This window comes from Microbulbifer hydrolyticus (assembly GCF_009931115.1).
GTDB lineage: Bacteria > Pseudomonadota > Gammaproteobacteria > Pseudomonadales > Cellvibrionaceae > Microbulbifer > Microbulbifer hydrolyticus.
On sequence record NZ_CP047491.1, the window covers coordinates 3,721,052 to 3,740,000 of the forward strand.

General features: G+C 58.9%; 11 protein-coding genes and 2 rRNA genes (1 of these 13 only partly in view). 5 read left to right on the forward strand and 8 right to left on the reverse strand.

What is annotated here, in order from left to right; all coding sequences use genetic code 11:
* Positions 1-4: 4 nt before the first annotated feature.
* Complete coding sequence (locus GTQ55_RS15765; RefSeq protein WP_161859589.1) at positions 5-1,204, reverse strand: permease; 1,200 nt, start codon at positions 1,202-1,204, stop codon at positions 5-7.
* 178 nt (positions 1,205-1,382) lie between these two features.
* Here GTQ55_RS15765 and GTQ55_RS18060 point away from each other — a divergent pair, with 178 nt between their 5' ends.
* From GTQ55_RS18060 to GTQ55_RS15785, 4 genes are all read left to right on the forward strand, one after another.
* Complete coding sequence (locus tag GTQ55_RS18060) at positions 1,383-1,505, forward strand: hypothetical protein (RefSeq protein WP_272927886.1); 123 nt, start codon at positions 1,383-1,385, stop codon at positions 1,503-1,505.
* Between the two features lie 187 nt (positions 1,506-1,692).
* The gene (locus GTQ55_RS15775; protein WP_161859591.1) at positions 1,693-3,036 is read left to right on the forward strand and encodes a DnaT-like ssDNA-binding domain-containing protein; all 1,344 of its coding nucleotides are present in this window, start codon (positions 1,693-1,695) and stop codon (positions 3,034-3,036) included.
* Positions 2,948-3,601: a replication protein P gene (locus GTQ55_RS15780; protein ID WP_237567723.1), complete on the forward strand. Its 654-nt coding sequence runs from the start codon at positions 2,948-2,950 to the stop codon at positions 3,599-3,601. Before GTQ55_RS15775 ends, GTQ55_RS15780 begins: the two co-directional genes overlap by 89 nt.
* A 107-nt stretch (positions 3,602-3,708) precedes the next feature.
* A complete protein-coding gene (locus tag GTQ55_RS15785; RefSeq protein WP_161859592.1) occupies positions 3,709-4,425 on the forward strand; it encodes an outer membrane protein in 717 nt (238 codons plus the stop codon).
* Between the two features lie 235 nt (positions 4,426-4,660).
* Here GTQ55_RS15785 and GTQ55_RS15790 read toward each other — a convergent pair whose 3' ends face one another.
* The 5 genes from GTQ55_RS15790 to GTQ55_RS15810 all read right to left on the reverse strand — a co-directional run bounded on the left by GTQ55_RS15790 (position 4,661) and on the right by GTQ55_RS15810 (position 15,906).
* Positions 4,661-7,090, reverse strand: a complete 2,430-nt coding sequence (locus tag GTQ55_RS15790) for a prealbumin-like fold domain-containing protein (protein ID WP_237567724.1) — start codon at positions 7,088-7,090, stop codon at positions 4,661-4,663.
* 17 nt (positions 7,091-7,107) lie between these two features.
* A complete protein-coding gene (locus GTQ55_RS15795; RefSeq protein WP_237567725.1) occupies positions 7,108-13,146 on the reverse strand; it encodes an OmpA family protein in 6,039 nt (2,012 codons plus the stop codon).
* Positions 13,147-13,306: 160 nt separating this feature from the next.
* The gene (locus GTQ55_RS15800) at positions 13,307-14,359 is read right to left on the reverse strand and encodes a hypothetical protein (protein ID WP_237567935.1); all 1,053 of its coding nucleotides are present in this window, start codon (positions 14,357-14,359) and stop codon (positions 13,307-13,309) included.
* Between the two features lie 60 nt (positions 14,360-14,419).
* Positions 14,420-14,899, reverse strand: coding sequence for a DUF11 domain-containing protein (locus tag GTQ55_RS15805; protein ID WP_161859596.1), 480 nt, complete (start codon positions 14,897-14,899; stop codon positions 14,420-14,422).
* A gap of 17 nt (positions 14,900-14,916) precedes the next feature.
* Positions 14,917-15,906, reverse strand: a complete 990-nt coding sequence (locus GTQ55_RS15810) for a hypothetical protein (protein ID WP_161859597.1) — start codon at positions 15,904-15,906, stop codon at positions 14,917-14,919.
* A 172-nt stretch (positions 15,907-16,078) separates the two neighbouring features.
* Between GTQ55_RS15810 and GTQ55_RS15815 the strand changes: the two genes are divergently transcribed.
* Positions 16,079-16,516 carry a hypothetical protein gene (locus tag GTQ55_RS15815; protein ID WP_237567726.1) on the forward strand — a complete coding sequence of 146 codons (438 nt, stop codon included), beginning with the start codon at positions 16,079-16,081 and terminating at the stop codon, positions 16,514-16,516.
* On the opposite strand, the gene rrf is transcribed toward GTQ55_RS15815, so the two are convergent.
* Positions 16,511-16,626, reverse strand: a 5S ribosomal RNA gene (gene rrf, locus GTQ55_RS15820). The genes GTQ55_RS15815 and rrf overlap by 6 nt on opposite strands.
* A gap of 226 nt (positions 16,627-16,852) precedes the next feature.
* Positions 16,853-18,949 (reverse strand): 23S ribosomal RNA (locus GTQ55_RS15825); it runs 786 nt beyond the window's last position.

Sequence of the window (18,949 nt, forward strand, 5' to 3'; positions counted from 1 at the left end):
CAAATCAACCGGGTAAAAGACTGCCCACGACTAGCCAGATGACGGCCAGAAGCGCCAGAACCAACAGGATTTTTTCGCTCAAGGTATCCGTATTCAGTGGCGGTAGCCCCTTGGTTTTTACCCGCCACACAAAAAAGAAAACACTCAGCAGGAGAAATCCGAGGTTGAGAAAAAAGGTGTAGTCCACCTTGAAGTAGGTGCGCTCGGTGACACTCTTGCCGGAGCCGGGCTGCGGCAGTATATCCAGGGCCAGGAAACCATAATGCAGCAGCAGCGCCGCTGTCACGAGAATACACAGAAACAGGGCGAGGATGTACAGTGCCATTTTCCAGCCATAGTACTGCGCCTGAATACGCAGCACCGGCAATACAACCAGGTCGCTGAATATAAATGCCATGATGCCCGCAAAGGCGACGCCGTTGTCAAAGAGTACGGCGGCAAGGGGGATGTTTCCCATGGACCCGATAAAGGTAAAAAATGCGGCTATCGGACCGACAATACACTGGACCAGAACCTGCCAGAACGCAGGATCACTCTCGCCGGAGCCAATGAACAGCGCCTGAAAAAACGACTTCGGCACGAAACTGGCGATTATCCCGGCGACAGTGAACCCGATGGTGACGTCCTTCCACACCATCTTCCACTCCATGACAAACTGGTTGGCCACTTGCCGCCAGCCCTCGACACTGCGGATCAGCTCACGCCAGTCCGGCACATCTTCCTCGTCCTTGTCACCTTCCGCTTCCCTCGCTTTTTCACGGGCGGCGCGCACCAGCTTGTCGGGACGGGTGAATCGCACGAACAGCCACATCAACAGAATCAGCAGCACGCCGCCCAGATACTCCCCCACCACAAACTGCCAGCCGAGAAACACACCAATAACAATACCCAGCTCTATCACCAGATTGGTGGAGGCGAGCAGAAACGCGAGGGATGGTATCAGCCCGGCTCCCTTTGCAAACAACGCCCGCGTCGTGGCGAGTGCAGCAAATGAACAGGAGCTGGAAATAAAACCGAAAAATGTCGCCAGGCCGACGCTTTTGGGGCCAGCCTTGCCGAGACTATTGCGCATACGCTCTCGCGTCACGAATACCTGTATTGCGCTGCTGATCAGATAGCCCAGGGAAAATGCCCAGAAGGCCATCCAGAACAATCCAAGCGTGGTGATCGCAGCCTGGTGCCAGTTTTCTACAAAGGTATTCACGGTTCACTCTCACTCTCTCGCAAGATTTCACGGGCGCGGCGTCACACTCAGGATAGTGGATCTCCCTGACCGGACAGGGGAATTGGCCGACACCATGAGCCCAATAAAAAAGCATTTACTTTTTTATCGCCAGCCGGTGCCAACTTAATTTGAAAATAAATTGCTTACCTTATTCGTCATGCCCATCGCTAACGCAAAAACGAACCTGTGTGCTGTCATGCTGTTGACCCTGATCGGCACCGCCGGCATCGCCCTGCCCTGCCCCGTACTCGCCCCCCTGTTTCTCGACGGCCCCCAGTGACCTGACCCGATTCATGGGTTTACCGCCCAAGCTGCTGCTCGGCGGACTGCTGAAGCGCTTCGAGCGAGTGGAAAAGGTCGGCCGTCCGCGTGTGAGACCGCAAAGTCATCCCTACTTGCAAAGAGACTCTCTATCCTCTGCCCATATCGACTCCCGGTAATGGCACCCCGGGTGGTATCATCGCCCTATGAAACATCCCCTTCTCTCGGAAAGACCTCTCTGCTTTTCCCCCACTCTGGCCGCGACGCTCGGCCTGGAGGAAGCCGTGCTGCTTACCGCCCTTGGGGATATCCAGCCGTTCCTGGGTGTGGAGTCACACCCAGGCCGTGACTGGTATACCGCCAGCAGTGACCAGCTCCAGCAGCTGGTGCCCTTCTGGCAACCCGCCGATATACAACGCGTCGCCACCAGCCTGCGCAATCAGGGCGCACTGCTGCTTGGCGCGGCGCCTTATGGCGAAAGCAGTATTCTCAAGTTTGCCTTTCCGGCGAATGCGGCGAGCGGCGTCCGGGGCGCCGACGCACCACCACCGCCCCCGGCCCAGCCAGCGAGCAATTCATCGGGAGGCCGCAGTGCCAATACGATCGGCCCCAATTGGACACCGGATAGCGAAACCCTTGCGCGTATCAGCCAGCTGGGCGTTCCGGAGAATTTCGTACGCGAGCAGCTGCCGGAGTTTGTGACCTACTGGCGCGATCGCGGCGAGAGCCGCCACTCGTTCGGCTCCCTGTTCCTCAAGCAGGTGAAGAACAAGTGGGAGGCGTTCCGTGCGACCCAGGGGCGCAAACAGCCACTGCCAGCGTCCTGGAGCCCCAACGAGGGCACCCTCGGCAAGCTCGCTGACGAGGGCGTGCCCAGCACCTTTGTGCGCCGCTGCATGCAGCGTTTTGCGGAATACCACCGCAACAGTGGCAAGCAGTCGGTGTCGTGGGACCTGGAATTCAATGACTGGGTGATGGAAGACTGGGAAAAGCAGGAAACCCCGTTCATCGAAAAACGCAAGCCGGTTCCCATGACCCGGGACTGGCAACCCAGCGAGCACACCTGGGAACAGATGCGCCGGCTGGCCATTAACCCCAGCTTTGCCGCAGAATTGCTCCCTGAGTTCATCTACAAATGGCTCGAACGCGGCGGTCACAGTGCGCGCTGGGGCGAGCAGTTTATTGAGTACGCGCGGATCGAATGGGCCTACTACTGCCAGGGGATCGAAAAGAACCCGATCGCCAAGCCCATTTCCCGCAACTGGCAGCCTTCGAGCGACTGTCTCGGGCATCTAGTAAATCAATGTGAAATCGACCGTGAATTTGCCCTCGGCCTGGTTCCCGAGTTCCGCCTCTACTGGCGCGAACAGGGCGGAACGCGCAAAAGCTGGGACGCAGTCTTTGTGCGCCACGCGCGCTACCAATGGGCCGAGCGCAACAAGTTCGCGATAGGACAACACCATGGCAAGCCACAAAAACCCGGGCAATCAGGTAACCAGCGCACAAGGGACACGTCAGTCTGGGACATCGTCACAGACACAAACTGGTGATCCGGAGCTGGATGCGCGCAAACGCGCACTGAATGAAGTCTTCGGTCTGCTGAAACTCAGCTATCACAACCAGTTCAATGCGGCGTTCCCCGACGTTCAAACGTTGAACCACGCCAAGCGGCTGTGGCTGGAGTCCCTTGCCGGATTTTCTCCTGAGCAGATGGTTGCCGGGGCCAAACGCGCAATCAAACAGTGTGAATACTTACCTACGGTGCACCGCATGCTGCAACTGTGTGCCGAGGGTGACGGTGGGCTTCCGGAAGCCCGCGCGGCCTATCGCGAAGCCTGTAATGCGCCCAGCCCCAAGGCCAATTACCGCTGGAGCCACCCGGCCGTTTATCACGCCGGACGTGCCGCGGACTGGTTTTTTCTCGCCAACAACCCTGAATCGTCTGCCTACCCGGTATTTGCCGCGCACTACAAAAAGATCTGTGAGCGACTGATGGCTGGGGAGAGCCTGCCAGCACCGCAGCAGGTGCAATTGGAGCATCAACCGGCAAAACCCCTGTCAAAAGCCGAAAATGCCAAGAAGTTGGCGGAATTGCGCGCACAGCTCAAAATATGATGTGATGGGTGAGCCGAAGACAACTTCGGCGCTGCGGCCACCTTTCCACGGATACCGCCGGAAGTGGTGGCCACTCAACATTCACCGACTCCAGAGCAGGTATCGCCATGGTCAGGCCCCTCCTTCTGCTTGTGGTACCCCTAACTCTGCTCGGCAGCAGCCTTGCCAGTGCAGACTTCTATTCCCACCGCTACGGCGGTCTCAGCCTACAGAGCACCGCTCTGGATCCACTTTGCAGCAGTTCCAGGGGATTTGTTGAGGGTCTGAACCGGGACGCGCAATCCACCGAACTCCAAAGCTGCTCCGACACTGGTCCGGGAGCAAAACTCTACGCCGGTTGGCGCTGGAGCCCCAATTTTGCGGTTGAGGCAGACCTGCGCCAGACCGCGACAACGACCACGCAATTCACCGCGCGTAATCCACAGTTCACTTACCTGAGTGTCAAAGACAGAGTCACCACCCGCATGGGCAACGCGTTCGTCGTGGGGCACCTTCCTGTGGGCAGATCTGGCTTCAGTGTCTTTGGAAAGCTCGGGGGCGGTTTCTGGCTCAGCCAGCTTCGCTCCAGGCAGAGAGGCGACGCGCTCGCGGTGTTCCAGCTGGAAGACGGCACCCTGCAACCGGTCATTTTCCCGGTCGACGGCACCTTTTCCGAGAGCACCAGCGGATTCCACTGGGGATACGGAGCCGGGGTAAGCTACCGCTTCATGGATCGCTGGACGCTGCGGGCAGAGTGGGAATTGTTTCCGGAGATCGGCAGTGACGAACTGCGCGGTGAATACGACGTGGAGTCCGCGTCACTGGGTTGGAGTGTGCACTTCTAGGGCATTTGATGGGCGCCGGGTCACGCGGCCGTGTGGATGACTGTCGCAACGCCGGCGCCACCCTTCGTATCTTGGCGACCTGTGCACCGCCACAGGGTTTGTTTTGAAAAGCGATTCTGCACTTGTCCATAATTGGGGTTACACACAGAAACATGGGACAGTCTTGTGCATAAGTTGCGAATAGCGGCCGGGAACCCCGTGACCATTAGCCCAGCCGCAGGCGCATAAAAAAACGTCAGCGCACCCGCACCCGGAAGGTGAATTCCACCCAGGTGTCACTACCGCCGGATTGCCCATTCATACGCCCCGCGGGCTTCAGGCGAATATGGCGCACCGAGGGGTCAAAGCCGTCCGCATCTGGCACCGGCACATAGCTCCAGTCGATCCCATCCTGGGAAAACTCCACATGGTCCGTCTCGCTATCCAGCGCGGAATAGACCCAGCTCAGCCCGCTTGCCGGTGTGCCATCCCTAAAGCCGACAGGCCCCGAACCCGCCACCCCCAGATCTCCGACATAAAGATCCACATGCTCAGGCAGCGCATCGTCCAAAACCAGGCTGCCGCTATCGGTACTGCCGTCGCCGCTGTTACTTAGACGCAGGGTGTACTGGCTCACCGCCCCGGGAATTGATTTCGGATTGACACTGCCATTGACCGGATCCCAAAGGGTTGCCACCCATTTCAGCAGACTGAGGGAAGGCAGCATCCGGCTGTTGGTGGCGGTGCACAGAATACTGGTATCGCCGGGGAGCACCGTGAGCGTGCTGCCCGACAGACTGCCGCCACTGCAGTCGATCGCCAGGCTGTAGAGTCCCGGATCGCCTACAGAGAAGGATTCGACAATGGTGCCACTCTCCCCCGCGTAAACGGTCACCGGGGTGCCGTCGACGCTGTTGTTGCCTGTGGAAACCACCGCGCCTGTGCTTGCGGTGTTATTGAACCCGCTGCTGGAGACCGTCGCAGTATCGCCACTGGCGCCGTCCTGCCAGGTTTTACGCAGAGTTAACGTGGCGGAGCGACGGGTGTTGGTGAAGGTGCAGTCCACATCCGTATTGGGCATGGTGAGGGCGCCGCTGGTGCCACTGCCACTGGTGGCCGGCGTGGTGTTGCAACTGTAGGTAGCACTGTAATTGGCCAGATCGGTACCGGAGCCGGCGCTCTCACTGAAGGTCGCACTTGCCCCCACATCCACCAGTTCACTGGCGCTTGCCCCATTGCCACCTTCGGTTCCTGCCGTGCCGTTGGCGCTCATCACAAACAGGCCGCTGTCACCATCCGGCCAGGGGCTGATCGCCGTGAGCTGCTTGGTAACGGTCAGGTTGCGCTGACGGACATTGGTGAAGGTACAGCCGATTTCGGCCCCCGGCTCAGATACAGCGGCGGTATCGAGGGTGACGGTTTGCGTTGCCAGATCCGCAGTGGCGTTACCACCGGCTCCCAGCCCGCTGCAGTTCACACTCTCCAGCCGCCAACCCTCCTGAGGTACCTCGACCAGATTCGTGGCCACCCCGAATGCTGCCAGGTACTGGGCACTACCGCTGACCGATGCGCCTGCAGATGGGGTGGTGATGATCTGGTCGCTCAACCCATTGGAGCCACTGAAGGTAAAGCTGCCGCCGTCACCGAGGCTGGTTTTGGTAACGGTCACCTGCGGCAGTTTGCGATTGGTGATGGTACAGGCGGCGGCGGAGTTGTTTTCATCCAGGTCCGCGGTGATGCTGCGATTGGCCTCATCCACGGTAACGACCGGATCGCCGCGCTGGTCGGAGCAGTTGATCAGCGCAGTACTGTCCCAGCCGGTTTCCAGCTGTTCGCTGATTACCAGGCGCTGGGCGGTGGGCAGCGCGGTGATAAATACCCGCGCGGTCTCGCCGTCGCTGAGGGTAAAGGTGGCCGTGCTGTCCGCACTAGCAATGGTGTCGGTGTAGCTACCATCGGCGCGACGCACAATCACTTTGGAACCGGCGGGGCCACTGGCGGTATAGGTAAATGCCTGCCCCTCGCCATCGGGCTCGGTCTGCTTGGTGACATCCACATGGGCGCCGGAGAAAACCTTTACGTCACCGCTGACCAGGCTGACACCACTATTACACTTGGACTTCGAGCCGGGCTGCACATCGGACGGCACCGCACAGGATGCCTGTTCATTCTGGTTGTAGGTCAGTACAAACGGTACCTGCAGCGCACCGGTGGCCGCATCCCCCTGGCATAGCACACGAATTTTATCCACGCGGACATCGTCATCCCCGCGCTGTGTATAGTCACCGCAGCTGTTGGCGGCGTTGGCCGGACTTTTATCAAACCACGGCAGCGGACTGGTGGGAAAAGTCGCTACCGAACAGGATTGGGAGGCGTCACTTACGCGGGGATCGTTTCCACTTTCACCCACAAAAAAACCGACATCGTAGCGATCGGCGTTACTGCCGGACAGGCCGATATCCACCCGGAACAGAAATTCTTCACCCGCCACACAGAATGGTGGCGTGCCTGGCTCCGCGCTGAATACCGGCTCTACGGTAAATTCCCCGGCACTACAGTTGAGGTCACTTCCATAACGCGTACCCGCGCATGACAATCCCTGCTGTGCGTTGGTTGTGGTCATAACCTGAGCGGCCACCGGCACAACCAGCAGCGCGAGCGCGCCGCCCGTAACCAGTTTGCGCATCGCCTTCCCCAACATCATTACTCTCCCGATTCGCTACCGCTGCCGAAGCGGGTGTTCTGGTCAAACTTGAAACGCAGCTGTAGATAAGGGCCCTGGGCCGTGTAGCGAGCGGCTTCGAAATCCCGGTCGTGGAAGCCCTGCAAGTTCCACCCCAGCGTTACCCAGCCATCCCGTACCGGGGAGAACCCCAGTTGCGGGCCGAACGAATACCGATGCGTGCCGGTCTCCCAGGAATTGAGTGCGCTGGCCTGCAGTCCCAGATCCATCCATTCATTGAGATCATAACGCGCCTCGAGGCCCAGCAGGTCGGTGTAGCCGTCGTATTCGGCCCCGTCGAAATTGTCCTGCGCATACTTGGCGCCGTAGTACAGCGACAACTGGCTGCGCTGGTAACGCTGGAACAGGTTGCCGGTCCGGTCTTCACCGCTCCAGGGGCGGGAAACCCGATTGAGAGCGAAATTATTGATCACGCGGCGGCTGCGGGCGTTGTCCGCGGCGAGGCTGTCGAAGCCGAACAGGCCGCCGTCGAAGGCCGCATTTTCAACACTCTCGTAACGGAATTCCAGGCGATTGAGGATCGACCAGTAGCTGTCCAGCGGCCGCCACGCCCAGGAAAGATCCAGGCTGGCGAGATCGCCGCTCGCGCCCTGTTCCGACTCGTTGTGGAATGCCTCCAGAGTGCTCGAGAACGCAATACCCGCCTGTGCCTGACGCAGGAAGCCACTGCTCAGCCCCAGGCGTTCGCCGCTGTCCGCGCGGCGGGATTCCAGCCGCCCGCGCCAGGCCCACACATCACCACGCCAGGCGGCGCCGGCGCTGAGGGCGACAAAGTCTTCACTGGTACTGGTGACGGAAGACTGGCCAAAGGCGCTGCTGCCGGTGGACGCATTCACCGCCGGGAGTGGCGCGCCCCCCTCCAGCGCGTGGCTGGCATCCAGGCCCAGATCCAGGCGCCACTGCTCGTTCAGGTTTGCTGCCTGGCTCACCCCCAGCTGGGAGTAGCGGCGCGGGCCGTAGCCACTGGCACGGCTTTCATTCAGGGTGGAAGTGACAAGCCCGCCGGCCCACGGAGTGAGCTGGACCCCCACGCGGCTGGCGCGGGTATTACTGCTGTCGCCGTCACTGAACTCCTGCCCCGCCAGCACACGGGCGTAGTCGGTGAGCGCATAGCTGGCTCCAAGCAGGTAGCGATCCGGGTAGTCGGCGCTTTCATTACTGCCGCCGCCGAGGGAAGTCTCGGTTTGCAGCGACAGGTCGGCACGACCATTCAGTAACTGGCGGCTGGCAGAAAACAGCGCCTGACTGGAAGTTGCTTCGACGGGTGCCTCACCTGCGTTACTTGCAGGAAGTTCATCGGCGGCGTGCTGTGCACCCAGGCTAATGCGTGTTGCATTGGTCTCGTAGCGCAACCGCGTCTCGGCGGCATTGCGCCGGGCGGCGTTGGCAAGATTCTGCTGACGGTACGCCTCCCCCTGTAGCGACCACTGCTCGCCCAGATGGACCTGCCCCTGCACCCCGGACTTGCGCTGGCCCGCCTGTCCCGGGGTTTGCTGATTGAGGCCAAACTCAGCATCCTGCTGGCGGCTGTAGGCGAGCACATCGTAGCGACTGCTGTGGTGCTCCACTTCCGCCAGCCAGGCCTCGCCGTCGCGCCCGGCGTCGTCGCCACGGGTCTGGGCGGCTTCCAGGCGCAATTCGCTGTCATCGCCGAAGAACCAGCGCAGGTCGGCGCCGGCGAGATCCGCACGCCCGTCGACGCCCTCGTCGCGCAGGCCACTGAGACCAACCTGCAGCTTCTCATCCTGCAGGTTGAGCCCCACACGACCGCCACCGCTGAGCGCCCGGTTACTGCCGCCACTGGTTTCATATTCGGCAACGATATACACCGGATTGAAGTCCAGGTCCCGACTGAATACCGGCTCGCGGAAAAACAGGGTGCCCGCGGCGTAGTCGATTTCGTAATCGATGTAGGGCGTCAGGGTCTCGGTTTTCAATACCTGCTCGCGGTGCACCCGGTCGCGGGTTTCGATACGCACCCGTTCACTGTTGAGCAAAATTCCCGGATAACTGAGGCGATACAGGCCGGAGGTACCGTCGCCCTGAATTTCATCGCGGGCATAGCTCTGCTCGGTGTCCGCGGCAAATACCGTGTACACCACCAGGCCAGCGCCATCTTCCGCCTTGAAACCGTTGAGGGTACGGCTATAGCGCGACAGCTGGGTTTTCACCAGGCCGGTTTCATAGTCTCCGAACAGGGCGTAGAACTGCCCGCGCTCCATCTTTACGTACAGTTTGTCGCGGCTGGCAGCACCGTAAACCTGGGTGGTACCGTCGCCGTAGAGGGTGTAGTACCGGGACGGGTCGATGGGCGACATCAATGCCTGGTCCCGCGGCTTGTCGCTGTCGTACGCCATGGTCAGCAGCCATTGGCCGAGCACCCGGCCCTTGGCGTAGAAGCTCAGCTGGCCATCGGTATAGACACCTTCGTCCTCACCCGCCGGCAGCGACTCCATGCGCTCATCAAGGGTGTTGTAGCCCAGGGTGCCCTCGGCAAAACCGACCACCACCCAGTCCCGGGCCGCCGGTGCCATCCAGCCATGTAACTGTTGCTCGCGCCGAGTATCGACGCCGGTGTGGAAACGGAAGTCCAGGGTAAACGCGCCGGAGCGGGTCGTGGGGGCCAGCTCGATCCAGGCGATCCCCTCATCTCCCTCTACGCGATACTGGGGCTGGAATTCCCCCATCCCCGCCAGTTTGCGCTGTTGTTTATCGTTCTGGCTCTGCCATGCCTCGTAGGGGGCGCTGATCGCCACACTCCCGGTAATACCATCGCGCACCGGGAAACCATCGCGGTCCAGAATACGCACCGCGATGCGCGGGCGTGACACGCCGTCGGCGCGCAGATCCGAGCGCTCAGGCAACAGTTCCGCTCGCGCCGGGGTATTGGCAAAGTGCACCAGACGACGATAACTGGCGAGCAGCTCGCCGCGGTCGTCGTAGACATTTGCCAGCAACTGGTTGTCGCCTTCTTCCAATGGCAGGGCCCGCCAAAGGCTGGTGGCGGCGTTACCGCGCGGTGCTGTTTCAATCCCTTCATAGCTGAGCGCCGGTGCCGGCTTGCCGTTGACGGTAAGCTCTACCCGCTCACCGACGCCGTGGGCAATGACCGCGCGCACCGCCGGCGCACGGGGGTTGTGTCTCTCTGGCGGGAACAGGAACCCCTGCTGGCTCGCGGCCTGCGCCAGCCAGTCCACACCCACGCCTGCGGCGGCGGCAGACGAGACCTTTTCGGCAGACTCTGCCCCCTCTTCCGGCGCCGAGTAGGTGCCAGGGTCGGTCAGGTTGACAGTGAGACGACCGCTATCACGGTGATTTTCCAGGGTATCGGCTCCGGCCTGCGGCGCGTGTCCGTCCGCCTGTTCACCGGCGCTCTCCGCACAGTGCAGGCGATTTTCCGCCACCGGCAGGCGCAGGTTGTCACCGGCCGCGGTATCCACCAGCGCATTGACCTTGATACTGTTTTCCGCCGCACAGAGGCCTGCATCGACCTGATCCCGGCGCAGCTCTTCCGTCTGAAACGTAAAATTCCGCGCGTAGGGCACACCGTTGCTTTGCGGCACGCCAGTGCCATCCGGCAGGCGCCACATCAGCACCACACCAGTCTGGCGGGGGTCGTCCACCGGCTCGCCATCGAGACGCGCGGTGCCAGGCAGGTAGTGCAGGTTCTCGGGCAGCATCGCGGTAACGCGCAGATTGGTAAAAGCGCCACCACTGGTGTCCAGTTCAACCGTGTGCATATGTTTCAGGCGCTCGCCGACCACCACTTCTGCTGGGCCGGTGCGACCGTATACCAGGACGTCGACCCGCCGGTTACGCGCCATGCCCTCCCAGGTGAAGTTGTCTGCCAGCGGCAGGCTCGGGCCCATACCACCCACGGTTATCCGCTCGGCAGAGAGGCCCAGCGCGTCGCCGAGCACATTGGCAACGGTGCTGGCCCGGGCCATGGACAACCCATGGTTATCGCGGAATTTTGCCCTGGCGCGACGTGAGAGGCGCTGGCTGTCAGTGTGGCCGACAATCTCCAGCCCGAAAACCTCACCGCCTTGCAGGGTCTCCACCAACGCCTGCAGTTCCGCCGCCGATTCCGGCAACAGCTGGTCATCCCCGGAAGCGAAGCGGCCGCGGAAGGTGTATTTGGTGGGCGCCACTTTTTCCAGCAGAGGCGATGCTTGTTCCGCGCGAGTCTGCAGGCGCAGCCCGGCTCTGGCCGGACGCAACTGGAAGTCCGCACGCCACAGGCTACCGCCCTGGGCGTCGACAAACTGTGAGTAGGCACTGCCGGCAAAACGGGTATTGTCCACACAGGATACCGGCTCCCAACCCGCCGGTAGATTGGCGGTATCCAACTGCACGACATGGGTCCCCGGGCGCAGGCCTTCCAGGTGATAGCGGCCATCTATATCGGTCACCACATAGGTGCCGTCGTCCAGCAGCAGGCGCACACCCGCCAGGCCTTTGCGCTCGCTCCACGGCGTGTCGCAGTCGCCGCCATACACACCGCCGACCAGTGTAAAGCGATCACTGATAAAGGGTTCGGTGATGGTTACCGCTACCTGCGCCAGGTTGGAATTCATTACACCGCCGCCCGGGTTGAGGGCACTGGCGGTGGCGGTATTCACCGCCTCCCCGATCGGCACGCCCGCGGTTACCTCGACGACGTAGCGCACTTCGAGCTGGGCATCTGCCGCCAGCTCTCCCAGAGGTATCTCAAGAGTCCGGCCGTCGGCGCCGATCGTCGGATCCGCTTGCTGTGCGCCATCCAGATACAGGGATCCCGCACGATAACGCATACCCACGGGCAGGCGGTCGACAATGCGGGCCTCGCTGGCGGTCGCGGAAATCAGGCTCTGCAATTGCAGGCGGTATTGCAGGTAGTCACCTGCGCCGGCGGAGCGGTCGGATACTCTTTTCTCCAGCAGCAACCCCGCGGTGGACGGATCTACCGGCACATCCATTGCCAGCGCCGGGCTCACTGAAACCGAAAAGGTCTCTCCGCGGGAACCGGTCACTACCCGGTAAGACTGACCGTCGGGCGCCGGCGGCATTTCGCTGTCGGCAGCGGTGGAGGGAGCGGTGTACCCGGAGGGGGGCGTCACCGTCAGGCGATAGTTGCCCGGCGGGACATAGGGAAAACGGAAGCTCGGAGTACCGCTGCCACCGGTAACCTGGGAACTGGGGAAAGGGGTCACGCCATCGTCGTCGTAGACAAGTGCCGGCGATCCGTCATCGGCATTCACCAGCATCACCGTGGCGCCGGCGAGGGGTGTTCCGTCGACGGAATCGAAGACCACGCCGAGCGGATCGGCGAGCGCACCTGCGCGTGCGATTTCACCGGAACACATGGGGTCCTGGTAGTTCAGCGCGAGTTGCGCGTTTTCGCCCAGCACCAGCTGCCCGTCACCGTTCTGTGGCCGCCGATCAGTGCCATGCGCCACACTGGGCAGTGCCGCGGCGAACACTCCGGTATCCGGGCCGGTTTCGTACAGGTACAGCTGTTCCCGCTCGGGCGGCGCTGTGCCAGAGCCGGATCCGGTATCCGGGTAATCAACAATGAGCTCGACAGTCACGGACTCGCGCACCGCGGGATCAATATTGCGGTTGCCATCCTCCAGCGCGATCAGTATCGGCTCGCCGCCGTGGTATACCGCCGCAAGGCGCGATGCCACCGCCCCCAGCGACAGTGCACTGCCATCCAGTGCGGTGGGTACCGGCAGGGGCAAACGTGCACCCGAGGTATCTACGTAGCTACCACCCGTGAAATCGCGGCTGACACTGTCAGGAGCCGACAAGGTTGAAGGGACATGCTGGTAAAAAGCGACCGAGGAAGGTGTGCACGCGGGGGTTTCCAGCACACCCAGGCTGACACTATTGGAGTCGAGCCAGCGCGTGGCCGAATCACCCGGGTGTGCCCAGCTGGCCCGGGCAATATTGACCACGTCCATGTCTTGCGCGCGCGGTGACGCAGAGGGAAGCAATAGCCCGAGCAGCAGAAACACTGCCAGTCCCAACCCCAAACGCCGGGCGCAACAAAGCCCGGCGGACTTTCGTCCCCCGGGCGCAAGTGATTGCTGGGCCAGGAGGGTATCAACCATTACGGCAACGCTTCACGCACCGCTGGGGCGCGGAGCGGGTGGCTTAGCCACCCGTTGCGGAAAGTTAGTTGAGGGTTACCCGGAAGCTGACCCAGACACTTCCCGACGCCGCTACGGGGTCAGTGAATGTTGCTGTAACGGTATCAGTACCGTCGAAAACGGCTTGCGTTGGGGCATGGGTAGTTGTACGAGCAGCACACTCTCCAGTGCCGGTTTCAAAGACCTGGTCAGCGCCAGTTGCAAAAGTCACTTCAGCGGGCAGGGCATCCGTGAGAACGACACTTTCTGCTTCCGCAGTACCGCTGTTGGATACATCAATACAGTATTCGATTACCGCCCCAGGAATCGCGAAGGGGCTATCGGTCCCATTTATAGGATCTGAAATTACTTCAGAGGTTTTGTTGACCGCAAGCGTGGCGCTGTTAACGATGTACACACCGTAAACTGAAATAATACCGTCTCGTAAATTGTCAGCGTCTCCCATACCGTCATCGAATACATTCTCGACGCCGTCCAGCGTGTTGGCAACGGTATCATCTAGTGGAGTACCGGCACCATCAACAGCGGTAGCCGCCACTTCAACGCCAATAATCTCGCCGTTCAAGGAAGCGCTGGCAGCGGTCAATTCAACAGTAACCGTAGCGCTGCTTCCAGCTTCCAGCTGAACAATTCCCGTGGTGGAGTCATAACTGCCAACACCGTTTATAACAACGGACCCTATTACGCTGGAGCCCTGCTGATTATCTGTGTTAGTACCATCCAAGTCTTCGCCAGTGGCTACATTTTGAGCACTCAAAGCGAAATCAATAGTGTCATTCGAAAAATTGGTGAGTGTGTAAGTGGTATTTCCGGCCTCATTCGGGCGCACCACTATAGGATCCGCATTCTCAGAAGTCAGCGTCATATTAACCACACGGTCGACCTCGAACATTACACTGTCGGTAACCTCAGCCTGTGGAACACTATTTACCGTGTAATTTACTCTAGCCTCGTTGGTTACATCAGTACCGGCCTGCGTACGGCTAGTGTAATCCTCCTGAGCAAACGCCTGCGGCACTAGCCCCACAGTAAGCAAGCCAATTACCGCCCAAAAAGACATTGATTTCCTGTTAAACATATTCACTCAACCCCAACTCTATTTCTAAAAATTTTATGCGAACCTTTTCGGTATCCGGCGCTATTTCAAAACTGCACGGTATCGCACGCTGCCGGAGTCGCCCGGTGCAACCGCGCCCTGCAGAATCCAGCGCAACGCCACCACATCAGAGGCCTTTGCTGCGCGAACAGATCCGTCGGTCTCAGTTACCTTCAGAGATTCCAATTCATCGAAAAGATTGCCGTCTACGGACATCTGAATGAGAGCACTCTCACCCTGTGCGGAATCAGCTACGTACACCATCTCATTCGGTACCCGGTTATTTACCACCAGGTTCTCCGCTGGCTCCTCACCTGTATTGCGATAAGTGATAACGAATACCACTTTCTGTCCTGGCTTGGCACGCTCCACCGGTTCCATTTTTGTTTCTTGCGCACCATTCACATCGGTGGTGGTCACTTCAGTAAACGCACGGGTTTCCAGCTCCACGGCCGCAAGAGCCGGTACTGCGGAAGCCATAAACGCCGCGGCGAGGGCCAAAGCCCCGAAGATCTTTCTCATTTGAACCTCTTTAACAATCAGTCAATTTCCACCTGGAAAGTGGCCGTGTAGGTGGCCGGTGCGGTGACCGTGCCGATATTGATTTCTATACGTGGTGGCACCGCACCATTGTCAAAAGCCGCTTCATCACTGTCGGCCGCATCGGTTTTGCCAGCCCCGTTCAGCGTGATGGAGCCGGCCACGTAACTGGTGTTATCGGGAATGTTATCGCTGAGGATCACATCCGTGATCTCGCCGCTGCCGCTGGCAGAAAAGGTGAGCGTGTAGGTAATCACCGCGCCCTGAACCGCAGCACTTCCGCCAAATGGGTCGGTAACGCTCTGGCTCTTGGTGAAAGAGGGCTGTAGCAGTGCTACCTGATAGCCATTCTGGCCTGCCGCGGCGGCACCACTGCTGCCTACCACCGCATTGCCACCGCCGTCGCCCTGCCCGGCGAATACGGTACCCGGCGCATCGCTGCCCGCACTCGCCTTTGCAGTCATCGATTCCGCGGTCAGTTCTATCAGCCCGAGGTCACTGCTGGACTGCGCATCGGGAATGTCGGCAACCACAAACACCGCGATGGATTCATCCGCAGCGAGTTGCACGGGTACGCTCGAGTCGAAAAGTGTATCTCCGGCATCGTAGAGGCCATCGCCATTGCTATCGATGTAAATCAGAGCATTCTCAGGATCGAACTGGTCACCACTAAGCGCAGAGTTCACCACAAGGTCATAGGCCTCATCCCCGTTACCGGTATTGGTGACGGTAAAAGACAGTACAGCGCCGCTCTCCGGCGTTGAGACAGAAATGTAGCCCGCGTCATTGCTAGCGACGGTTACATCGAGTAATTCGTCCACGAGCAAGCTGGTGGTATTGGAGCTTACGGACTGCGGATTTCCCGAGGTGTCGGTATAGGAGGCCGAAGCCGTGTTGCTAATGGTTGTTCCCGCCCCGGTACCTACTGCCAGCGCCTGCATGGACAGCAGCAGCGCAGCCCCCCCCACTAACCATCGTTGCAAAGACATTTTTATTTTCCCTAACACCCGGTCGGTGATACCTGGTCGCCGAAAAACCCTTAAACCCGTTAAGCGGCGCGCCAAATTTGATTTTTGTGACTGTTGGCACAGATTTTATCCACAAAAGGTCCGCAATGAAAGAACGCGACGCCTAAAAGGAGTAGATTGCGTCACCATATCCGTGCTAATAAGCACGCTGATCATTTTTCACCCAAAGCTGCTTTGCGAAATGGAGTTCGGCACGTCTGATGTGGCGTTCAGATCTGTTCAGGCGATGGAACTTGCAACTTTTTACGCCGGGGGGGTGGGTAACTTTTCGGAAGAATTTTTCCGGAAACACAGCCGAGGCAATTGTGGATTGATTTTGAAAAAGTTTTTACAGTTATTCACAGGCAGGTTACGCACAGAAACCTTGGACAGAGCTGTGGGTAAGTGTGGGATATTGGGTGTGAGCGGCGTGGTTACTGGGGTTCGGGAAGCGTTTAAAAAACCGTCATCCCGAGTTTTTCAAAATAACGGCAATGAACTGCTCAATCCATCGCCAGTTTTAGGATTTCTGGCTAAAACGAAAAAAGCCCTGACCGCGTTAGCGATCAGGGCTTTTGGGATAGAAGCCTGACGATGACCTACTCTCACATGGGGAAACCCCACACTACCATCGGCGATGTTGCGTTTCACTTCTGAGTTCGGCAAGGGATCAGGTGGTTCCACAACTCTATTGTCGTCAGGCAAACTGGCTTGGGTTGGTCTGGTCTTATGGGCTTAGTGCCCTGCGCTGCCTGTTATCGCTTGTTTGCCTCGGTCACTACGGACCAGCGATAACCCCAAATAAGTCGGCGAAACATTCTGTAGTAATACACCGCAAGTCGATCAATCGATCTCTGCGTCTCTCGGCTCACAATCCACTGACCTCTCATTCGATCGATCAGTAATCGTTAGTAACCATCTCTGTTGTATGGTCAAGCCGCACGGGCAATTAGTACTGGTTAGCTCAACGCCTCACAACGCTTCCACACCCAGCCTATCAACGTGGTAGTCTTCCACGGCCCTTTAGGACTCTCAAGGAGTCAGGGAAATCTAATCTTGAAGGAGGCTTCCCGCTTAGATGCTTTCAGCGGTTATCCCGTCCGAACATAGCTACCGGGCAATGCCACTGGCGTGACAACCCGAACACCAGAGGTTCGTTCACTCCGGTCCTCTCGTACTAGGAGCAACTCTTCTCAAATTTCCAACGCCCACGGCAGATAGGGACCGAACTGTCTCACGACGTTCTAAACCCAGCTCGCGTACCACTTTAAATGGCGAACAGCCATACCCTTGGGACCGGCTTCAGCCCCAGGATGTGATGAGCCGACATCGAGGTGCCAAACACCGCCGTCGATGTGAACTCTTGGGCGGTATCAGCCTGTTATCCCCGGAGTACCTTTTATCCGTTGAGCGATGGCCCTTCCATACAGAACCACCGGATCACTATGACCTACTTTCGTACCTGCTCGTCATGTCTGACTCGCAGTCAAGCGCACTTATACCATTATGCTCATTGCATGATTTCCGACCATGCTGAGTGCACCTTCGTACTCCTCCGTTACTCTTTGGGAGGAGACCGCCCCAGTCAAACTACCCACCATACACTGTCCTCGATCCGGATTACGGACCAGAGTTAGAACCTCAAACATACCAGGGTGGTATTTCAAGGATGGCTCCACTGCAACTGGCGTCACAGCTTCAAAGCCTCCCACCTATCCTACACAAGTAGGCTCAAAGTTCAGTGCAAAGCTGTAGTAAAGGTTCACGGGGTCTTTCCGTCTAGCCGCGGGTACACTGCATCTTAACAGCGATTTCAATTTCACTGAGTCTCTGGTGGAGACAGCGTGGCCATCGTTACGCCATTCGTGCAGGTCGGAACTTACCCGACAAGGAATTTCGCTACCTTAGGACCGTTATAGTTACGGCCGCCGTTTACCGGGGCTTCGATCAAGAGCTTCGCCGAAGCTAACCCCATCAATTAACCTTCCGGCACCGGGCAGGCGTCACACCCTATACGTCCACTTACGTGTTTGCAGAGTGCTATGTTTTTAATAAACAGTCGCAGCCACCTGGTCACTTCGACCGGCCTCAGCTTAGGGAGCAAGTCCCATCACCAAAACCGGCGTACCTTCTCCCGAAGTTACGGTACCATTTTGCCTAGTTCCTTCACCAGAGTTCTCTCAAGCGCCTTGGTATTCTCTACCTGACCACCTGTGTCGGTTTAGAGTACGATTCACAATTGCCTGAAGCTTAGAAGTTTTTCCTGGAAGCATGGCATCAACCACTTCACTTACCGAAGTAAGCTTCGTCATCAGCTCTCGGCCTTAGGGACCCGGATTTGCCTAAGTCCCCAGCCTACTACCTTAAACACGGACAACCAATCGCCGTGCTGGCCTAGCCTTCTCCGTCACTCCATCGCAGCAATTGCAAGTACAGGAATATTAACCTGTTTCCCATCGACTACGGCTTTCGCCCTCGCCTTAGGGGTCGACTAACCCTGTCCCGATTAGCGTTGGACAGGAACCCTTGGTCTTCCGGCGGGGAGGTTTTTCACCCCCCTTGTCGTTACTCATGTCAGCATTCGCACTTGTGATACCTCCAGCAAACCTCACAGTTCACCTTCAGCGGCTTACACAACGCTCCTCTACCATGCTCATAAGAGCATCCGCAGCTTCGGTTATCAGTTTGAGCCCCGGTATATCTTCCGCGCGGGCCGACTCGACTAGTGAGCTATTACGCTTTCTTTAAAAGATGGCTGCTTCTAAGCCAACTTCCTAGCTGTCTGGGCCTTCCCACATCGTTTCCCACTTAACTGATATTTGGGACCTTAGCTGGCGGTCTGGGTTGTTTCCCTTTTCACGACGGACGTTAGCACCCGCCGTGTGTCTCCCGCGATTGCACTCCTCGGTATTCGGAGTTTGCATGGGGTTGGTAAGTCGGGATGACCCCCTAGCCCAAACAGTGCTCTACCCCCGAGGGTGAGACGCGAGGCGCTACCTAAATAGCTTTCGAGGAGAACCAGCTA